Below are 17,581 nucleotides of genomic sequence, written 5' to 3' on the forward strand. Positions count from 1 at the left end.
CTCGAACATCTAATTACTAATAACTAAATCCAGCTAAACGCTCAATCGCTATATTTACAGATTGGTCATCAAATATCTTAACTTTACGCTCACCCCATTGAGTGCTATTAGACTGTCGAAACCAGTTTTCTAGTCCTCGCTTAATATCACTAAGTGTTGGGGGTATATCTTCTTCATAAACTAACCAATCAACTGTTGCTAATAACTCCATACCATAAGGCGACTCAAACCCATCAATTAATTCACTAACTGCGTTCAAAATGGGTAAATACTCGCTCCCTTGATTTTCTAAATAATTTTGCACTTCATTTTTATGGTCGTAATTAAAACGAATTGTACTATCGAATGCCTTACTGTCTGCAATACGCTTATCTGACTTCAGATAGTACCCATCAAGACTGTTCAACAAGTGCCTTAACTCATCGGCATAAGGTCCATATTTATTGACTTCAAAAGTCAAATTAAAAGGATCTTTTGAACTTCTAGAGGCAGTACTTCGGTTTAATATATATACCAATTTTTGTACTTCAAGTGGGCTACAGTCCATACCAATAACAAGATAACGACGTATTAGCTCTAATACTAAAGCTCTAGCAGGAGTTAACTTTTTGACACCTGCTTGCTTTTTGACGTTCTGGTATTGTAGAGTCGGTTCATAAACGATGATATCAACGTCTTCCAACTCACCCAAAGCCTGTTCAATCCTAGGCTTTACTTGATACCAATTCAATCCTCCGTTACCTGCTCCTAATGGTGGAATAGCAATCGATTCAATGTTATTTTCTATGATAAAACGGCATAAATCTTGAAGACCTTCTTCAATCCAACTCATCTGTGACTTGGCTCGCCAATGCTGCTTAGTTGGAAAGTTTATAATCCATTTAACACCTATCAGCTCATCAGTGCTAGTGACAAACATTTTACCTGTTTGTACCTCATTTGATTCACATGCCTTAGCATACTCTCGCATATTTTTGGGAAAGCGTTCTTTAAACATTAAGGCGATTCCTTTGCCCATAATGCCTACCGTATTGACAGTATTTACCAGCGCTTCGACATCCGCTTCCAACAAATTGCCAGTCGTGTAGGTAATCATTGCTTCTCTCCGTTCACCTTCTAGGTGATGTTTATTCTACTTCCACGCTACCGTAATGGGTGCGAACAAAAAATAGACTCATGCTATTTTTTAATACTGATCGACATCACTACTAGCGTAGTGAAATATATTACTAAAAATACCAATCACTTCTTACTACCACTCGTATATTTGAATTATGTTGATTTAACCATCCTTGAATTTTTACTTTTACTGCTTCGCTATAACACACAATTGCCTTCAACTGCTCAATAGGATGATGCTGATAGATCAACGCCTCTGCCATATACCGATCCTTTTTTTGTGGATCGTTATTATCTCGACTAAAGTCACGCTTCTGTAAAATATTCCAATCAACATTATTTAAGTACGCTAAGTCTTTATAAAAATTTGCGTATTGCATATAAGCATGTCTATCGGTAAAAACAAAGTCAACATCATCAGTTTTCAGGTCGTGCAGACTAGCCACTAAAATGATAATATCTTCGTTGTTTACCTTATTGATGTCACCATACCCTGTATAAATATTATAAAACATCGGTGAAAATGGCGTAAAGTAAAAAGGCACGTAATCATTTAGCGTACCTCCGCTACCGATTGGCACCTGTCTTGTGCTACGTTTATCTATCAACTCTTTATCACCAATAGTTATCCAGCTATTTGATTGAAGTGTTGTATTGGCACAATGAAGTCCATTTTGGATAAGCCAAGGCATATTGTCGCAATGCACAATACGCCATATCAAAGCATATTCAGCATTTAAAAAATCGTAACTCATGAATTTCCTCTAAGCACAATTGAATAGCCCATATGGATTTTTTAAACACAAATTAATATCAAATGCACTATTAAAACCATACTCTGTATTAAAAGTTACGCTTACGTCTTCATTATCATTTATTGATAGTATAGCAACGCTATATTGAATAATGCGACCTTTTAATCCAATCAAACGACATCAGTTGACATAAGCTTATCATTGTACTTATTATAATTTTTGATGACGGCTATGATATATAACTCTCAACCTCACTCTTGCGTCAGCTTATAGTAACTAAGTACGTCTGCGCCTTTTCTTTATTATCAATATTGGTTACTCTAAACTATTCTAACCATCTTGAACTCTACTTTTATTATCGTTTTTGCTATCACTTATGCTTATAGGATATTTTCATGCGTTTGACCAAACTGTCTACCTTATCACTACTTAGCGCGGCTATTGGCTTGTCTCTTGCCAGCACCGCTCAGGCCGCTCGTCCTGATGCGCCTTATCTATCAAACTCTGAATTCCAACAATGCTTAGATGGTCTCAAGAACTCAAGCAAGTTTCGCGGTGTTGATAGCTATACCTTTAATAACTACCGTCCGAGTGAGCCCGATCCTAGCGTTATTCAATCGCTGAACTATCAGCCTGAATTTCAAAAAGATATTTGGGACTATTTATCAGTGCTCGTTGATAAAGAGCGCGTAGAGGATGGTATTCAAGCTAAGCGTCAGTGGGCAGATACCCTGCGTAGTATTGAATCTCGCTACGGTGTAAAAGCTGAGCATGTGCTTGGGGTATGGGGTGTGGAGTCGAACTTTGGTCAGACTTTAGGTAAGAAGCCTTTGTTTGAGTCTTTAGCAACCTTGTCTTGTTTTGATCGTCGTCAGAGCTATTTTCAAGGTGAATATGCCAATGCGCTAAAAATTGTGCAAAATGGCGATATTAACCCAAGCGATATGACGGGCTCATGGGCAGGCGCATTTGGGCAGACGCAGTTTATGCCCAGTACCTTTTTGGAGCTGGCAGTTGATTTTGATGGAGATGGACGTCGCGACTTAGTCAATAGCGTACCCGATGCGCTAGCTTCTACCGCCAACTTCTTGGACAATCGTGGCTATCGTTCAGGTGAGCCATGGGGTTATGAGGTCAAGCTCCCTAATGGCTATTGGGCGGCTTCTAATCGTAAAGATAAAAAGTCGATCAGTCATTGGCGGGGTCAAAGTTTGACGCTTGCTAATGGTAGTCCGCTACCCTACGATTTGAGTAGTGCTGGCTTATTACTGCCAGCAGGTGAAGACGGTCCTGCGTTTTTAGTGGGCAAGAACTTCGATACTTTTTACTCTTATAACGCTTCAGAGAGCTATGCGCTAGCGATTGCTCATTTATCTGATTTGATCACTAGTGAGAATAGTAGCAAGACTGACTTTGTTACCGCGTGGCCAACCAATGATCCAGGTATCAGTCGCCAGCAGTCTAAAGATATTCAACAAGCCTTATTAAATGCAGGCTACGATATTGGCGGTGTTGATGGCATTATCGGTGACAATACGCGCACTGCTATTCAACAGTATCAAACCAGCCGTGGCATCTTCCCTGCTGATGGTCGTGCAGGACAGAATTTTTATCGCACTATCGTTGGTAATGGTAACGCCGTCAGCAATACCAATAGCTATAACAATAGCCGTCCTTTGATTCCAGCCTCTGCTGATCGTATGGGACAGCTTATTCAACAGCAAACTGTTACGCCTGCTGCGAATACCTACCCTTCACCTGCTCAACCCTCTAGCAATATCCGTTATCGCCGTGTCCCCACTAGTGATGGTAGTATTCGTTTAGAGCGTATCAATTAAGGTTTATGATTAAACATAAATATAGTCAACCATAAAAAAACCTCGCTATTACTCATATTTAATTTTGAGTAGTAGCGAGGCTTTTTAATTTTAGACTTTAAATTTTGGACTTAGTAAATACAGTTCACTAAAATCAATTAGACGATCGGTGGCGGATTTGGTTTACCATTGTCGCCATCCCAATTCTCACGTGCTTTTTCATCAAGATCGGCTGGCGTCTTTGGCTCCCACTTGCCATTCTCTTTCCATGTTGCATCGCCCCAATCAGCATCTTCTTCCTTTCTATCTAAATCCTTATAGGCTTGACTAGGATCTATACCACGGCGTTTCATATCGGCAACTTGCTCCTCTAGAGTATGAAATTGATCCGCATCGTGCATCGTTTTCTCTAGACCATCGATCTCTTTTCTTAAGTCATCATGTTTAGGGTTAGTCATTGGATTCTCCTCAATAGAATTTAAATTATCATAACTTATTATCGGTAATCTACTTTGTTTTAACAACCTTAGACGCGTACGATTTGTATTACAGAACGTAGCAGATAAAGAAAACTCAAGACAACGATTGTTTTTGAGTCTCTAAAAGATTTTTTGCATAAAATGTAAGTTTCCATAACTGCTGAGTAGTACGCGAGGTAGAGGTAACTATTTGAATCCAGTTGGCAGCTACTAATAATTGTTGTAATCGATGAAAATCCTGCTCAGATATCTTATAGCGAGAGACCGCATGTACATTGGGCATCAAACTCTTTATCTCAGACTCAGCTTTGTCCGCAATTAGATGGTTGAAACAGCTTTGTAAACCATAATTTGAGAAAGCCAAAGGTATATTTGCTAGTGCAACTAAGATTTGTTGCCAAGTCAGCGCTGTTGACAACTCTACATCGCTTAAATTACCACCTTCATAGGCTTGAGCAGTATATTTAATAGTGATAGTTTCAGATAAAGAAATTGGCATGGTTAGATTATCTGTATCTGTATCTGTATCTTGCGTGCCATTATGACTGTTAACATTGCGATTAGTATCATGATTATTAGTATCATGGTCATAAGTATCGTAACCATAAGTATAATTATCTGTCTTGTTTGATGCTTGAGCATTCCTAGAAGCAGATTTATCAGTCGATTTAGAATGAGACGAAGTATTTTTAGAAGGATATTTAAATGGCTTGCCACTCTCATTTACTATATTTTGTGAATGATTAGAGTAGACTGTGTCTATATCGCTTTTCGTTGCCCAAGATGCTGCTATCTTGTGGCTTGCTAACATCTCATTATTAGCATAGCTCAATAGCTGACCGATATCAGTGCTACTATTATAATAGTATATATGGTTAGATTGGCGTTCGACCAAACGAGTAAAATCCTGCAATTGCCAGCTTACTTTTATCTCTTCATCACGAGTTTTAATTAGGGTAATCATCGGCTTATTCTTAGCCTTAGCACCCAAATAGCTCAAATGCATTTGACTGACCATTACATTACGAGATGCACCATAGTCATCACCTACTACTACTATAATATAGTCGCAAACCTCGATATTCTGTCGACTATAAAAAGAGGCTTGCGATATTTGGTTACCAACATCATAGGTCAAAAAAGCAAGTTTTTGAAAAAAAATTGCTAAGCTGTCTAATACCAGCGATTGATCATGCGCTGCGCATATGACGTGAATATGATAGCGACAATTCGACAAAGTAACCTCTATGTTGACAAAATCTTATTGAATAATATAACAATATTCAATTATAACCTGATTAATAGGTCTTTTGCTCTCATTATCGACTTTAGCTTATTAGTTTATCGTATTTTTAGGCTATAGCTGATCATCGTTAAAACAATAATGTTTGTATTTAATAATTAAAACTCATAATGAATAATAGTCTCTGCACCAAGCAAACGCGGTAACATGTCCATTAACTGGCTATCATATTTACTGGCATAAAAAGTTAAAGGCTGTATAAAGTCATCTCTTCTATCTAAAGCCAATATTTTATTGATAACCAATAGATGTTGTACGCGAGCAGCAATAGCTTGTCCTGAATCGACCACTTGCATTGAAAAATGATTATCAGTGATTTGTTTCAATAAAAACTCGCGAAAAAAAGGATAGTGTGTACAGCCTAAGACCAAATAATCTATTCCTTCAGCACAAAAATATTTTAGCATCTGCTTTAGGCGTTCGGCAGTTTCAGAGTTCTCAGGCATGCCAGCTTCTACCCATGGCACTAAATAGGGATCGAAATATTTAGTGACTGTATAGCCTCTGGGAGTTGCAACCTCAGTAATCACTTGATTCAACAGATCGCCCTGTAGAGTGGCCTTAGTTGCTAATACTGCAATTTTACCACTTTTACTATTGAGTACTGCAGGCTTTAGGGCAGGTACTAAGCCTACGATAGGCAACTGCGGGTAACGATAGCGCGCAATCTCCAACGCATAAGCTGAGGCGCTATTGCAAGCGATGACAATAAGCTTACAGCCCTGATGATAAAGCCAATCTATAGCATTGAGCGTTAAGTTTTCAATATCCCTGCTTTCTCTGTTGCCATAAGGGACGTGCTTGGTATCTGCGTAATAAATATAACGCTCGCTTGGTAATTGTTGTGCTAAATGCTTGTATACAGACAGACCTCCAACGCCTGAGTCAAATAATCCTATTGGCGCATCGCTCTTATTACTATAATTGATTATTTCACTATTGAGACGGGTATCTTGAAAAATAGGCATATCATAACTTTTATCGTGCTGACGATCTGCTTCATAAACTTCAAGCTTATTGACTACCTTTGCACTATATGTAGAAGTATTATCATCCAAATCAGCCATTTTCTGTCTGCCAGCAATTATAAATAAAAATCATAGTTAACCGATATTATACCTTTAACTTTTTGGCATCGATAAACAATAAGACTGACTGCCACTATGTAGCGTCAATATCGTTTCTCCTTGTTGCTCAGATAAATCACCGATTTCTGTGAGATGATAAAAAGTATTGCGGCCAATCAGTGCCGTCAAGCCATTACGTACAGGCATATAAGGTCTAACTTGTAACTCATCGGTGCTAGGTGCAAGCTTTGGCTCATAAGCGCGTAAGGTAATAGGATGGGTCTCATCTAAACGCACGATATCGCCAGTAGTCGTAGTAAATTCTAGCCAGCTTACTTGATGACCGTCAATGACCTCTTCCACGATACCGACATCATTAATCAATAAAGGCACATCTTCGACAGTAATTCGTAGTTTTTGTACTGGGGTTTTTAGATAGTATTCAATTTCACCATTATTTTGCTCTGCCCATAATACGGTAGAAAACAAAGCTACCAAGGACTGGCGAGTCATGAGAGCACCTTCATGCCACCATTCGCCATTGGCTTTTATGACTAAATCCATATCAGCAGTTTGTGTAGGGTGCCACTTATCTAAAGGGGGAATAGAGCGCCCTTGTCGAGTTCCAGCATCCACTTTTAGGTACTGACTAAGGGCTTCAGCTGTGGTGAGATCATGCTCTTGTGTCTCAAGACCATCTCGTTGATTATTGTCCTTTATTTTAGTACCTTCTACTTTAGTATTGGGTGTTTCGGCATTAAGGTTTTTGTCATTAGTAGCATTATTCATACTTAACTCTCCTAATTTACGGCTATCTAGTCATTAAAGTTTGCCCTATCTTCTATTACTATTCATTTTAGTTTCAGGTATTATAGGACAAATATATTTTGTAGACTTAGCCCTACCTTAACATCGATACTTATTATTGCGTATCACGTTTGTAGAGCATTTCTATTATAATAAGTAATTGTTACCGTAAAATAGACGCATGAGTATGCTTTTAATAGTCTTTTTTACGCTCAAAGCTACTAGGCTTTTTTCCAAAAGCCCCCACATAACAATACTCGATAGCACTTTTGTAATAATTTTTATTGTGACAGATCTTATATTAGTATAAGTCTACCATTAAAGTATTATTTCACTTGTCTCATCACGTTAACAAAACGTTGTCGATTGATTCCGTAAAAGCCGTTTTTCGGGCAGCTATATATCTAGAGGTAATTAGCGCTGCAAGCTTGGTTATTTAATTGCTAGGTTAATGAATCCTTAGATAAGCCATTATAAGTTTAGGAGTAGGTATGCAAGAGCAAGACCGTAAGACATCAGTGGTTGATACTGATATTGATACTATCAACACTGATGCGCCACTAGCAGTAGATACTGCTAAGACAGATATGACTAAAGCTGACGATATTCGCGATAACGATGCTGAAGCCGTTGTCACTGAAAAGTCTGTAGTAGAAGTCACTGAGCAACCTACTGTTGATACTTTGCCAGCAGCGACAGTGGTCGTTGAAGAATCAGTAGCTAATGAAGCTGTCACCGAAAAGCCAGTAGCCAAAGAAGCTATTGTTGAAGAGCCAGCAGTCGAACAAGTCGTTGTTGAAGAGCCGATTATCGAAGAGCCTGAGATTGAGCGCGAATCAATGGAGTTCGATGTCATCGTTGTCGGTGGTGGTCCTGCTGGTCTATCTGCTGCTATTCGTTTGCGTCAGCAAGCCATTGCCGCAGGTAATGACGAATTCATGGTCTGTGTGGTCGAAAAAGGCTCTGAATTTGGCGCTCATATTTTATCAGGTGCCGTCATTGAGCCGCGTGCTTTGGATGAACTCATTCCTGATTGGAAAGAAAAAGGCGCGCCCCTCAATGTGCCAGCGACTGAAGATCGCGTTTATATGCTCAATTCAGCCAAACGTTCTATTAAGCTGATTGACTCCGTTATACCAGAGAGCATGCATAATAAAGGCAATTACATTGTCTCTTTAGCCAACGTAGTACGATGGCTCGCTGAGCAAGCTGAAGAATTAGAAGTCATGATGTTCCCAGGCTTCCCAGCAGCTGATATCTTGTATAACGATGATGGCTCAGTCAGAGGTATTTTGACGGGCGATATGGGCGTGGCTGCTGATGGCGATGCTAAACCAAGCTTTGAGCCAGGTTATGAGCTATTAGCCAAATACACTATCTTTACTGAAGGTAGCCGTGGACACCTAGGCAAGCGCCTAATCAGTCGCTTCAGCTTAGATAAAGACGCTGATCCACAGCATTACGGTATTGGCCTAAAAGAGCTATGGGATATCGACCCTGCTAAGCACGAAGAAGGCGTGGTAATGCATGGTTCAGGCTGGCCTTTGACTGATACAGGCTCAACAGGTGGCTGGTGGTTATATTTTGCTGAAAATAACCAAGTCAGCTTTGGTATCGTGATTGATTTGTCCTACTCTAACCCTTATATGTCGCCGTTTGATGAATTACAGCGCTTAAAGACGCACCCTTTGATTAGCAATATTTTAGGGGGTGGTAAGCGCATCTCTTATGGCGCGCGCTCTTTGACTAAAGGCGGCTTAAATTCATTACCTAAGCTGACCTTCCCTGGTGGCGTATTAGCTGGCGATGATGCTGGCTTCTTAAATCCTGCCAAAATCAAAGGTACGCATACCGCTATGAAGTCAGGTATGCTAGCTGCAGAAGCTGTCTTTGAAGCGTTGCAAGCAGGTCGTCAGCATGATGAAGTCACTGAATATACCACTATGTTTGAAGAGTCGTGGTTATATCAAGATAATCACCATGCCCGTAACTTCTCACCATCAATGCACCGTATGGGTCAGTGGATGGGCGGTGCCTATAACTTTGTTGAGCAAAACTTGCTCGGTGGTCAGTCGTTCCTTACTATTCATGATAATCTAAAGGATTACGATCAGCTTGAGCGTGCCGCGCATGCTTATAAGCCCGAGTATCCAAAGCCTGATGGCAAATTGACCTTTGATAAGCTATCGTCAGTCTTTATCTCTAATACCAATCATGCAGAAAATCAGCCTGTGCATTTAAAGCTGACAGATGCGACTGTTCCTATTTCTATCAACTTGCCTTTATATGCTGAGCCTGCACGTTTGTATTGTCCAGCTGGCGTTTATGAAGTGGTAGAAGATGCTAAAGGTGCGCATTTTGTCATTAATGCGCAAAACTGTGTACATTGTAAGACCTGCGATATAAAAGACCCTTCGCAGAATATCACTTGGGTCACGCCAGAAGGCGGTGGCGGTCCTAACTATCCCAATATGTAAGCTAATTATTGCTTATTTCAATATTACTGCTTATTTTAATAAAAAACTCCGTTCACTATGAACGGGGTTTTTTGCTTTTCTATTTGTAGTCATCATAACTTACCAGCGCTACGGTACTGCTAGTATAGGTTTTTTGCAGCCACTGTCTGCTAGCACGCAACAAAAAAATCTTGTGGACATACCGACTATCGAGGTCATCCATATCCAAAAAACCGACCGCATCAGAACCACCCAAATAAACCGCGTAGCGATTGTAAAGCAAATACCAAACCAATAAGCACAAACATCAGTAGTCCATACCAAGGGTTATCAACGATTAATCACTCATTGCTACCTCAGCTCTTTGTTATTAATCCTTGAAATTGTATACTAGTGCTCTATAACATAAAATTATTATCAAGTATAGTCACTCATATCAACTATAATAGATAAAAGTTGGCTATAATAATAAGTAAGAGACCTACCTTTTACATAGATATTCACCAAATAAATAACAAACATTTATTTTAGAGATTTCGTTGATATAATCTCGGTTATCATGATAACTCTGTTACTGATGGTACAGTATATATGCCTTTGACTGGTTATCTGACAAATCTAGACTGCTCAATTTAGCACTCAAGCACTTAGTTACTGAAAAGTAATTTTAAATTACTTATTGTTAACTGGCGCAGTTTTGTATATATTCCTAATAGATTTATGACTGTTCCGTCTAGTCATAAACAAATGAGCAGGTAAACTGATATTAAAAATATTTGAATTTAAACGGTTGTTTTATAAATAATATCAGTAAGTGTTAAGCATGACTCTTAAGATAAATGTTATCTCTTTAATTTAGGAGTTTAATCTTATTAAGCAGTCACCAAACTTGCTCAGTTGGTTAACAAAATAGATTGGATGATTATTTGGTCATTCTGCTTTAGCAGCCTATGTAAAGTTCTAGAATATTGATATTCTAAAACTATAGCATAGACAACGATTAAATCGTATTAGGCGATAGATGCTAAATCACAGTGACTTGTTCGTCCTTGATCAAATATCTTGTTTTTATATCAGGCAAAGGAGTTGTCCTATGGAAAGTCACAACGACCCATCTGGTTATTGGAGTGCCAATATCCGTCTCATTATAGGTAGCTTAATCATTTGGGCAGTATGCTCTTATGGTTTTGGTATTTTATTACGCCCACTAATAGCAGGTATAAAAATTGGTGGTACTGACTTAGGTTTTTGGTTTGCACAGCAGGGATCTATAGGGATCTTTATTATCCTAATTTTCTTCTATGCTTGGCGTATGAATAAGCTAGATAAACAATATGGTGTAGACGAGGAATAGCCCCATGAGTCAATTTGTTATTAATATTATTTTTGTGGGACTGTCTTTTGCGCTATATTTTGGTATCGCGATTTGGGCACGTGCCGGTTCTACTAGTGAGTTTTATGTTGCAGGCGGTGGCGTCCATCCCGTAGTAAACGGTATGGCAACGGCTGCTGACTGGATGAGTGCCGCGTCATTCATCTCCATGGCAGGTCTAATTGCCGCCAGTGGTTATGGTGCATCGACTTATCTAATGGGCTGGACAGGCGGCTATGTTCTACTAGCCATGTTGTTAGCACCTTACTTACGTAAGTTCGGTAAGTTTACGGTTCCTGACTTTATTGGTGATCGTTTTTACTCTAAGACTGCAGCTATGATTGCTGTGGTTTGTTTGATTATTGCTTCGACTACTTATGTTATCGGTCAGATGACCGGTGCTGGTGTTGCCTTTTCACGCTTCTTAGAAGTTGAAAATACAACAGGTCTTATTATCGCCGCTGTTGTTGTCTTCTTTTACGCGGTACTTGGTGGTATGAAAGGGATTACTTATACACAGGTTGCGCAGTATGTGGTTCTGATGATTGCTTATACCATTCCTGCGGTATTTATTTCACTTGAATTAACAGGTAATCCGATTCCAGGCCTAGGCTTGTTCTCAAACCATGTTGAATCAGGCGTGCCTATTTTGACTAAGCTAAACCAAGTCGTTACTGATCTAGGTTTTGCTTCTTACACTGCTGATGTACCTAACAAGCTAAACATGGTGCTATTTACTTTATCATTAATGATTGGTACAGCAGGTCTACCCCACGTTATTATTCGCTTCTTCACGGTTCCTAAAGTTGCCGACGCACGTTGGACAGCGGGTTGGACACTAGTATTTATCTCGCTATTATACTTTACTGCTCCAGCAGTAGGGGCTATGGCGCGTTTAAACTTGGTCGACACTATCTATCCACAAGGTGTTGATGCAGAGCCTATTAACTATGATCAACGTCCAGACTGGATGAGAACATGGGAAGACACAGGTCTTATCAAGTATAACGATTTAAATAACGATGGCCGTGTTCAGTTCTATAGCGATGGTGGTCTTGGTGCTGCTGAGGCGGCTTTAGCTACTGCAACTACTGATGGTGGCGATGTTGCCGCAGCAACTGCAGCGGTTGATACTGCTCGTATTGCAAATGATTCTGTACTTGACGGTGCACTTGCTGCTCGTGGTTGGGCAGGTAACGAGCTGGATGTAAATGCTGATATTATGGTATTGGCGAATCCAGAAATTGCTAATCTACCGCCTTGGGTTATTGGTCTTATTGCCGCTGGTGGTTTGGCTGCAGCACTATCAACAGCCGCAGGTCTACTACTCGCAATTTCATCAGCGATCAGTCATGATTTGATCAAACGTAACCTCAACCCTAACATTACTGATGCGCAAGAGTTGAAATATGCTCGTATCACTATGGGTGTAGCGATTGTGATTGCGACTTACTTAGGTATTAACCCACCAGGGTTTGCCGCACAGGTCGTAGCATTAGCCTTTGGTATTGCGGGTGCATCCTTGTTCCCTGTACTAATGATGGGTATCTTCTCAAAACGTATTAACAACCTTGGCGCTATCGCTGGTATGTTAACCGGTTTGATTACTATCCTAGTCTACATCTTTGTATTCAAAGGCTGGTTCTTTATCAGTGGTACGGCTAGCTTCCCTGATACTGAAGAGTACTGGTTATTTGGTATCTCACCATTATCATTTGGTGCAGTAGGTGCCTTGCTTAACTTCATCGTAGCATTTGCGGTATCTTATGCAACTGCTCCACCACCTGCTCATATTCAAGAGTTGGTTGAGAGCGTACGTTCTCCACGTGGTGCTGGCGGTGCTGTTGATCACTAAGCTATCGATTAATAAGCTTAGATATTGAACGTATCGTTTGTTACTCTATCACTCACAAGCAGCTACTTGCTTGTGAGTGATTTTTTTATCCTATTATTGTTATAATTCAGATCTCTTAGAATAGATTTTATGACAAGTCATTGTTGTGTTAAATGCGCCAAGTGCGTTAAGGACAGAAGTTATGCTTTTTGAGTTTATCGCAACTATAGCAGCTGGATTTGGTTTGGCTGGGATAGCGCTAGTTATTACTCACCTTAGTAAAATGGCTGGCAAACGGGCGCCAAAATGGTTGATTCCACTATTCGCTGCTATAGGTATTTTTGGTTTTCAGATTAATCAAGAGTATAAATGGTATGGACAACAAGTCGCTCAACTACCAGAAGGCGTGGAAGTTGTTAAGACTGCTAAAGAGAGCACTTGGTTTCGTCCTTGGTCTTATATCAAACCACAGATTTTTCGCTTTATAGCTGCAGACAGTGGCAACGCTCGCGCTAATGCCAATAATGAAAACATGTATTTAGTTAATTTATATTTATTTGAGCGTCGTAGAAGTGTGCAACAGATTACACAAGTTATCGACTGTACAACCCCGGCTCGGGCAGATTATGTGTTACAAGAGAAAGATAGCACAATGACCATTGATGAGCATGTGAAGCAAACGACTGCTTGGCGCTCTTTAGCAAAGGACGATCCTTTATATACTACTATTTGTTTGAATGACGCTTAAAAAGCATTGAGTAATCATGTTTAGAGTTGGCTCCTAACAATAGACCGGCGCATAGACCACCAAAGTGCGCTGCAAAGGATATGCCCTGCTGCGGCATCAAGCCTTGCTTAATAGTAAACCAAAATCCAGCTCCCATAACGATACAGGCTAATAAATAGCCCCAACGCCGCGCAAAAATAGCCCCACCTATCATATAGCCTAGCATCGCAAAACATAACCCTGAAGCACCAATATGTATCGATAGTGGCGAGCCTAACAGCCAAGTCATAACCCCTGAAGCAATAATCAATTTAAGAATAGTGCGATAAGCATTACTTTCAAACAAACCAAATAAAAATAATATCTGCAATAATATAAAGCTATTACCTATGATATGAGTGATATCACCATGCATAGTCCATGAGGCAAATATCCCTATCATACTACGCAGATCTACAGTGCGCGGTGCTATACCAAATATATTCCACAGCCCAAACAAGAAAGTATTATTAATAAAAAACAGTACCCACATAGGGACTAAAACAAAAGCATATAACCCTATCACTTGCTTTAGGCGGGTCAAGATCAAAGCAAGCATGGATTGCCAGTTCATAGTTAACCTCTAGTGTTGTGCAGTGAAGCTCAATACTTTATAGAGCGCGGTTCGCATTTAGTAGGAGTAAACGATAATAATGAAGCTTGCTTATCTGCTATTGAATAATTATTAGCATGTAGTAAAGAAGTAGACTGATAAGGTACTAAAGCTGTCGGTACATAGTTACGAGCGGCATTAATATGTTTGATAGAATCATCAAAAAAGATATGAGGCGCAAAGGTTTTGAGTACCGCTGTTTTATCAAGACCGCCCAAGAAGAACGCCATGTCTACATCTACGCCCCACTGACGCAAAGTCTTTATAGCACGTAGATCCGCTGGCGCATTACGTGCGGTGACCAAAGCGATATTGATCGGACGATGCTGCATCCGCGCGGGCAATCGTGCTTGCAACTTGGACAGCTTAATAAGTAATTCAGCGTAAGGGCCTTTGTCAATTGGCAAATCACGCAATTGCGCTTCACGATCATGAAAAGCCTTTAAACCTTTTTGCTTGTATAATAGCTCTCCTGAATCGTCAAATAGCACTGCATCACCGTCAAAAGCGATACGTAGCTGCTCAGTATCGAGCTTATAAGTATTGACAGGTGTCGCATCTAAGATAGCGCAGGCACAAATATTGGCATCCGCTACTTGCTGAGCATCTTCTCTGTTGGTTGTCAAAAACAGGTCTACCTTAAAATCATTAATATAAGGCGCAACTGAGCTGCCTGATATAAACGCTGAGCGCGAAATATTAAGTCCTTTTTCACGAATAGCATTCAGTACTTGTATGCCTGTATCTGGGCTGCTCTTAGAGACAATAACCACTTCTACTAATGGCGTTTGAAGAGTTGAATCTGACGGCTCGCAGCTGTCACAATAATTATTTAAGTTTAGCAAAGCCTGGATGAGCGGATAACCTGCACCGATAGCTAAGGGATCATCTTCACGTTCTGCCATGTAATCGCGAAATTCTTTTATTGCACTATCTGGACGTTGTTTAATCAAATCAAGCAAATGATTCTCAGATTCAGACAAATCAAACAATGCCGTTGCCGATATAGCAACGATTAGCGTATTCGTAAAATCAACGGCCATAATTTTCTACTTTTGATATTAATATTTTGATTTATTAAGTTTACTGTATAACAAGATTTTTTGATAAGTAAATAAGTTAAGAGCGCGTCCCAGCTTTGTAATTCTACTAGCATGCTTTAGCTTTCAAATTATTATTATAAAAAAAGACCGCAAATGCGGTCTCTTTTGTGATACTAAATTTATCTCTAATATGAAAATACTAACCTATATCTGAATCTTCATTAATCACAAAGCTGACGATCATAATGACATGATATTTACTGATTTTACCATCAGTAATACCAACTTTTTGCTCTTTTACCCAAGCCCCTTGGACGTTTTTAACGGTCTTAGCGATACGCGCAACGCCTTTTTGAATGGCATCTTCAAAGCTAGTCTCAGAAGTACTACTTACTTCAATATTCTTTGCAATAGTCATAATTTACGCTTCCTTGTGTTATGAAATTTGAATGCTGAGCCACCTATCGTTGCAATCCTGCAAAAATTAAATAGCTCAATATTATCATAACGATATTTAGCTATATAAATAAGGCTTAACTGTTATTTTTATGTAGGATATATCATTCGTATAATCGTAAATAATGTAAAGCAATAGTATTAATAATTAGACATTCACAATCTCTGCGTTAGTGTGTGTAAGGTCAATAAGAAGGGCTATTACTTTGACTGTCTACGTAGCCGTACTGAGCGTCAGCTGTGGCTTAGCATGACTAATGAGCAGCGTCGTGACGTACTAAAACTAATCTTAGGACGCAAACAGCGTATCAAGCAAATGCGACTGCTTAAAGGGCAGCAACTGGGATTTGATTTCGAAACTGTGGCTGAAGCTGGGGAGTTGTTTTAATAAATACAAGCTTTCCAATAATAGTTTTACTAACGAAATGGTTGTTTATGGTTTTATACTCCACATTCCTAGTATTCGATTTTTCGGTTTTGCTTGTAAATATGGAGTATTTATACCTAGGGTAGCCGCAATGAGTTTTGTATTAAAAGATCTAAATTCAAGGCTATAATTTTCTTTTGGATATGAATATCCGATTGGATGTCCATCATACCTTGCTTCATGAACTAGTTCATTTCGTTGTTTACTAATTTTACTTTTATTTTTATTTTTTGTATCTGGCTCTGCCCATAAGGGTAAGATCAAACCATATTTCTCAGCAAGTTTTACTGGTCGCATTGAATGTGGAGTACGCTTATCTTTATAGTTCTGTATTTCTGAGATATTCCATATTCCATCAAGTACTTTGTATTGTGCATCAAATTGATCCCATTTGAACTCATAACTCTGACCTACTAAATACCAATGAATACAAGCAGACATTTGATTCCGCCTTATTTCATCCGAATTAATATAAAATTTATTGATAAGCTCCATTCCATTAACGTAGTCATTGTTAAATAAGCGCAAACCATTTAGCTTACTTTGCTCATATGCTGTACGTTCCAAATATGAGTAGCCTTCTGGAGTAAGATATAATCCTTGTAAGAACCCATATCCTAGAATAAGGAACCTCAAGTGATCTTCAGAATAGCTTTCAGTTGAAGTTATTTGGTGAGTAGAATTCATTTGAAAGAATGATCTATTAACTATAGGAGCATTAGCCTCAAAGTCCCTCTTCTCAGCAGATGATTTGCTAAGCTCTTTTTTCGGACCATAGAACCATCCTTTACTAACACATGCTGACTTATAGAAGTTTTTTAAAACAGAATCAAACTCTAAAACAGGAGCTATTTTAAATCCATCACATACGAAAGCTTTAGGGTCAATAAGAAAGCCAAAATTCATAATAATACCAGTTTAATTTCATGTAATTACAAAGATATAATCAAATTATTATTTAACTAATATGCTTAGGCAGATAAGTGTCCTGCAATGACCCCGATTCCAATAGCCCATGTACTTTCTACCATAGACGCAAAAAAAATACTAGAACGAGCTTTTAATGTTTTTACCATAGACACCTCCTTGATGCTGTTATGATCCGATGGAATCAATCTAATACTAATATAACGCAGCAAAACTAACCAAAGAGCTATAGAACCAACAATCATCATGGGAATTGCCAATCCCCCACCTATTACCCCTATCGGCCTAAGCATACTACGATATAGAACAATAATTTATTATTGCTTATATCTGGTACTAA

Annotated in this window: 18 protein-coding genes; 6 read left to right on the forward strand and 12 right to left on the reverse strand. The window is 39.2% G+C overall.

The window, feature by feature from the left end; translation table 11 throughout:
• Positions 1–16 precede the first annotated feature (16 nt).
• Positions 17–1,096, reverse strand: a complete 1,080-nt coding sequence (gene darG, locus ACR63T_RS12115; RefSeq protein WP_201570315.1) for a type II toxin-antitoxin system antitoxin DNA ADP-ribosyl glycohydrolase DarG — start codon at positions 1,094–1,096, stop codon at positions 17–19.
• 133 nt (positions 1,097–1,229) lie between these two features.
• The gene (gene darT / locus ACR63T_RS12120; protein WP_305898999.1) at positions 1,230–1,874 is read right to left on the reverse strand and encodes a type II toxin-antitoxin system toxin DNA ADP-ribosyl transferase DarT; all 645 of its coding nucleotides are present in this window, start codon (positions 1,872–1,874) and stop codon (positions 1,230–1,232) included.
• 395 nt (positions 1,875–2,269) lie between these two features.
• Between darT and ACR63T_RS12125 the strand changes: the two genes are divergently transcribed.
• Positions 2,270–3,712: a lytic murein transglycosylase gene (locus tag ACR63T_RS12125; protein ID WP_472784149.1), complete on the forward strand. Its 1,443-nt coding sequence runs from the start codon at positions 2,270–2,272 to the stop codon at positions 3,710–3,712.
• A 137-nt stretch (positions 3,713–3,849) separates the two neighbouring features.
• Here the strand turns inward: ACR63T_RS12125 and ACR63T_RS12130 are convergent, their stop codons facing one another.
• The 4 genes from ACR63T_RS12130 to ACR63T_RS12145 form a co-directional block, all read right to left on the reverse strand.
• On the reverse strand, positions 3,850–4,149 hold the full coding sequence (locus ACR63T_RS12130; RefSeq protein ID WP_201570321.1) for a hypothetical protein: 300 nt from the start codon (positions 4,147–4,149) through the stop codon (positions 3,850–3,852).
• 115 nt (positions 4,150–4,264) lie between these two features.
• Positions 4,265–5,308, reverse strand: a complete 1,044-nt coding sequence (locus ACR63T_RS12135; RefSeq protein ID WP_472784150.1) for a DUF4062 domain-containing protein — start codon at positions 5,306–5,308, stop codon at positions 4,265–4,267.
• A 263-nt stretch (positions 5,309–5,571) separates the two neighbouring features.
• Positions 5,572–6,540, reverse strand: a complete 969-nt coding sequence (gene murI / locus ACR63T_RS12140; protein ID WP_472784151.1) for a glutamate racemase — start codon at positions 6,538–6,540, stop codon at positions 5,572–5,574.
• Positions 6,541–6,594: 54 nt separating this feature from the next.
• Positions 6,595–7,329 carry a DUF1285 domain-containing protein gene (locus ACR63T_RS12145; RefSeq protein ID WP_472784152.1) on the reverse strand — a complete coding sequence of 245 codons (735 nt, stop codon included), beginning with the start codon at positions 7,327–7,329 and terminating at the stop codon, positions 6,595–6,597.
• Between the two features lie 509 nt (positions 7,330–7,838).
• Between ACR63T_RS12145 and ACR63T_RS12150 the strand changes: the two genes are divergently transcribed.
• Positions 7,839–9,824, forward strand: coding sequence for an electron transfer flavoprotein-ubiquinone oxidoreductase (locus ACR63T_RS12150; protein ID WP_371747888.1), 1,986 nt, complete (start codon positions 7,839–7,841; stop codon positions 9,822–9,824).
• A 79-nt stretch (positions 9,825–9,903) separates the two neighbouring features.
• Here the strand turns inward: ACR63T_RS12150 and ACR63T_RS12155 are convergent, their stop codons facing one another.
• A complete protein-coding gene (locus ACR63T_RS12155; RefSeq protein WP_472784153.1) occupies positions 9,904–10,107 on the reverse strand; it encodes a hypothetical protein in 204 nt (67 codons plus the stop codon).
• Between the two features lie 789 nt (positions 10,108–10,896).
• Between ACR63T_RS12155 and ACR63T_RS12160 the strand changes: the two genes are divergently transcribed.
• From ACR63T_RS12160 to ACR63T_RS12170, 3 genes are all read left to right on the forward strand, one after another.
• Positions 10,897–11,157 carry a DUF4212 domain-containing protein gene (locus tag ACR63T_RS12160; RefSeq protein ID WP_201570327.1) on the forward strand — a complete coding sequence of 87 codons (261 nt, stop codon included), beginning with the start codon at positions 10,897–10,899 and terminating at the stop codon, positions 11,155–11,157.
• Between the two features lie 4 nt (positions 11,158–11,161).
• Entirely contained in the window at positions 11,162–13,030 is a 1,869-nt protein-coding gene (locus ACR63T_RS12165) for a sodium:solute symporter family protein (protein WP_305899003.1), read from the forward strand.
• A gap of 181 nt (positions 13,031–13,211) precedes the next feature.
• On the forward strand, positions 13,212–13,757 hold the full coding sequence (locus ACR63T_RS12170; RefSeq protein WP_305899004.1) for a hypothetical protein: 546 nt from the start codon (positions 13,212–13,214) through the stop codon (positions 13,755–13,757).
• Here the strand turns inward: ACR63T_RS12170 and ACR63T_RS12175 are convergent.
• The 3 genes from ACR63T_RS12175 to ACR63T_RS12185 all read right to left on the reverse strand — a co-directional run bounded on the left by ACR63T_RS12175 (position 13,735) and on the right by ACR63T_RS12185 (position 15,849).
• Positions 13,735–14,349, reverse strand: a complete 615-nt coding sequence (locus tag ACR63T_RS12175; protein ID WP_472784154.1) for a rhomboid family intramembrane serine protease — start codon at positions 14,347–14,349, stop codon at positions 13,735–13,737. The two genes, ACR63T_RS12170 and ACR63T_RS12175, sit on opposite strands and share 23 nt — an antisense overlap.
• 29 nt (positions 14,350–14,378) lie before the next feature.
• A complete protein-coding gene (locus ACR63T_RS12180) occupies positions 14,379–15,431 on the reverse strand; it encodes a 5'-nucleotidase (protein ID WP_472784155.1) in 1,053 nt (350 codons plus the stop codon).
• A 199-nt stretch (positions 15,432–15,630) separates the two neighbouring features.
• Positions 15,631–15,849, reverse strand: coding sequence for a dodecin family protein (locus ACR63T_RS12185; protein WP_305899007.1), 219 nt, complete (start codon positions 15,847–15,849; stop codon positions 15,631–15,633).
• Positions 15,850–16,062: 213 nt separating this feature from the next.
• Here ACR63T_RS12185 and ACR63T_RS12190 point away from each other — a divergent pair, with 213 nt between their 5' ends.
• On the forward strand, positions 16,063–16,275 hold the full coding sequence (locus ACR63T_RS12190; protein ID WP_472784156.1) for a DUF1289 domain-containing protein: 213 nt from the start codon (positions 16,063–16,065) through the stop codon (positions 16,273–16,275).
• 45 nt (positions 16,276–16,320) lie between these two features.
• Here the strand turns inward: ACR63T_RS12190 and ACR63T_RS12195 are convergent, their stop codons facing one another.
• Together ACR63T_RS12195 and ACR63T_RS12200 are read right to left on the reverse strand one after the other, a co-directional pair.
• Positions 16,321–17,220, reverse strand: a complete 900-nt coding sequence (locus ACR63T_RS12195) for a hypothetical protein (RefSeq protein WP_472784157.1) — start codon at positions 17,218–17,220, stop codon at positions 16,321–16,323.
• Between the two features lie 65 nt (positions 17,221–17,285).
• Positions 17,286–17,501 (reverse strand): hypothetical protein, encoded by a 216-nt coding sequence (locus ACR63T_RS12200; protein ID WP_472784158.1) that lies wholly within the window; start codon positions 17,499–17,501, stop codon positions 17,286–17,288.
• Positions 17,502–17,581 lie beyond the last annotated feature (80 nt).

It is taken from the genome of Psychrobacter sp. M17(2026) (genome assembly GCF_055699815.1).

Bases quoted from the DNA above. Each gene is read 5' to 3' on its own strand.
- ACR63T_RS12195 (WP_472784157.1), bottom strand. From the start codon at position 17,220: ATGAATTTTGGCTTTCTTATTGACCCTAAAGCTTTCGTATGTGATGGA.
- ACR63T_RS12160 (WP_201570327.1), top strand. From the start codon at position 10,897: ATGGAAAGTCACAACGACCCATCTGGTTATTGGAGTGCCAATATCCGT.
- ACR63T_RS12145 (WP_472784152.1), bottom strand. From the start codon at position 7,329: ATGAATAATGCTACTAATGACAAAAACCTTAATGCCGAAACACCCAAT.
- ACR63T_RS12180 (WP_472784155.1), bottom strand. From the start codon at position 15,431: ATGGCCGTTGATTTTACGAATACGCTAATCGTTGCTATATCGGCAACG.
- murI (WP_472784151.1), bottom strand. From the start codon at position 6,540: ATGGCTGATTTGGATGATAATACTTCTACATATAGTGCAAAGGTAGTC.
- ACR63T_RS12185 (WP_305899007.1), bottom strand. From the start codon at position 15,849: ATGACTATTGCAAAGAATATTGAAGTAAGTAGTACTTCTGAGACTAGC.
- ACR63T_RS12175 (WP_472784154.1), bottom strand. From the start codon at position 14,349: ATGAACTGGCAATCCATGCTTGCTTTGATCTTGACCCGCCTAAAGCAA.
- ACR63T_RS12130 (WP_201570321.1), bottom strand. From the start codon at position 4,149: ATGACTAACCCTAAACATGATGACTTAAGAAAAGAGATCGATGGTCTA.
- darT (WP_305898999.1), bottom strand. From the start codon at position 1,874: ATGAGTTACGATTTTTTAAATGCTGAATATGCTTTGATATGGCGTATT.
- ACR63T_RS12125 (WP_472784149.1), top strand. From the start codon at position 2,270: ATGCGTTTGACCAAACTGTCTACCTTATCACTACTTAGCGCGGCTATT.
- ACR63T_RS12165 (WP_305899003.1), top strand. From the start codon at position 11,162: ATGAGTCAATTTGTTATTAATATTATTTTTGTGGGACTGTCTTTTGCG.
- darG (WP_201570315.1), bottom strand. From the start codon at position 1,096: ATGATTACCTACACGACTGGCAATTTGTTGGAAGCGGATGTCGAAGCG.
- ACR63T_RS12150 (WP_371747888.1), top strand. From the start codon at position 7,839: ATGCAAGAGCAAGACCGTAAGACATCAGTGGTTGATACTGATATTGAT.
- ACR63T_RS12170 (WP_305899004.1), top strand. From the start codon at position 13,212: ATGCTTTTTGAGTTTATCGCAACTATAGCAGCTGGATTTGGTTTGGCT.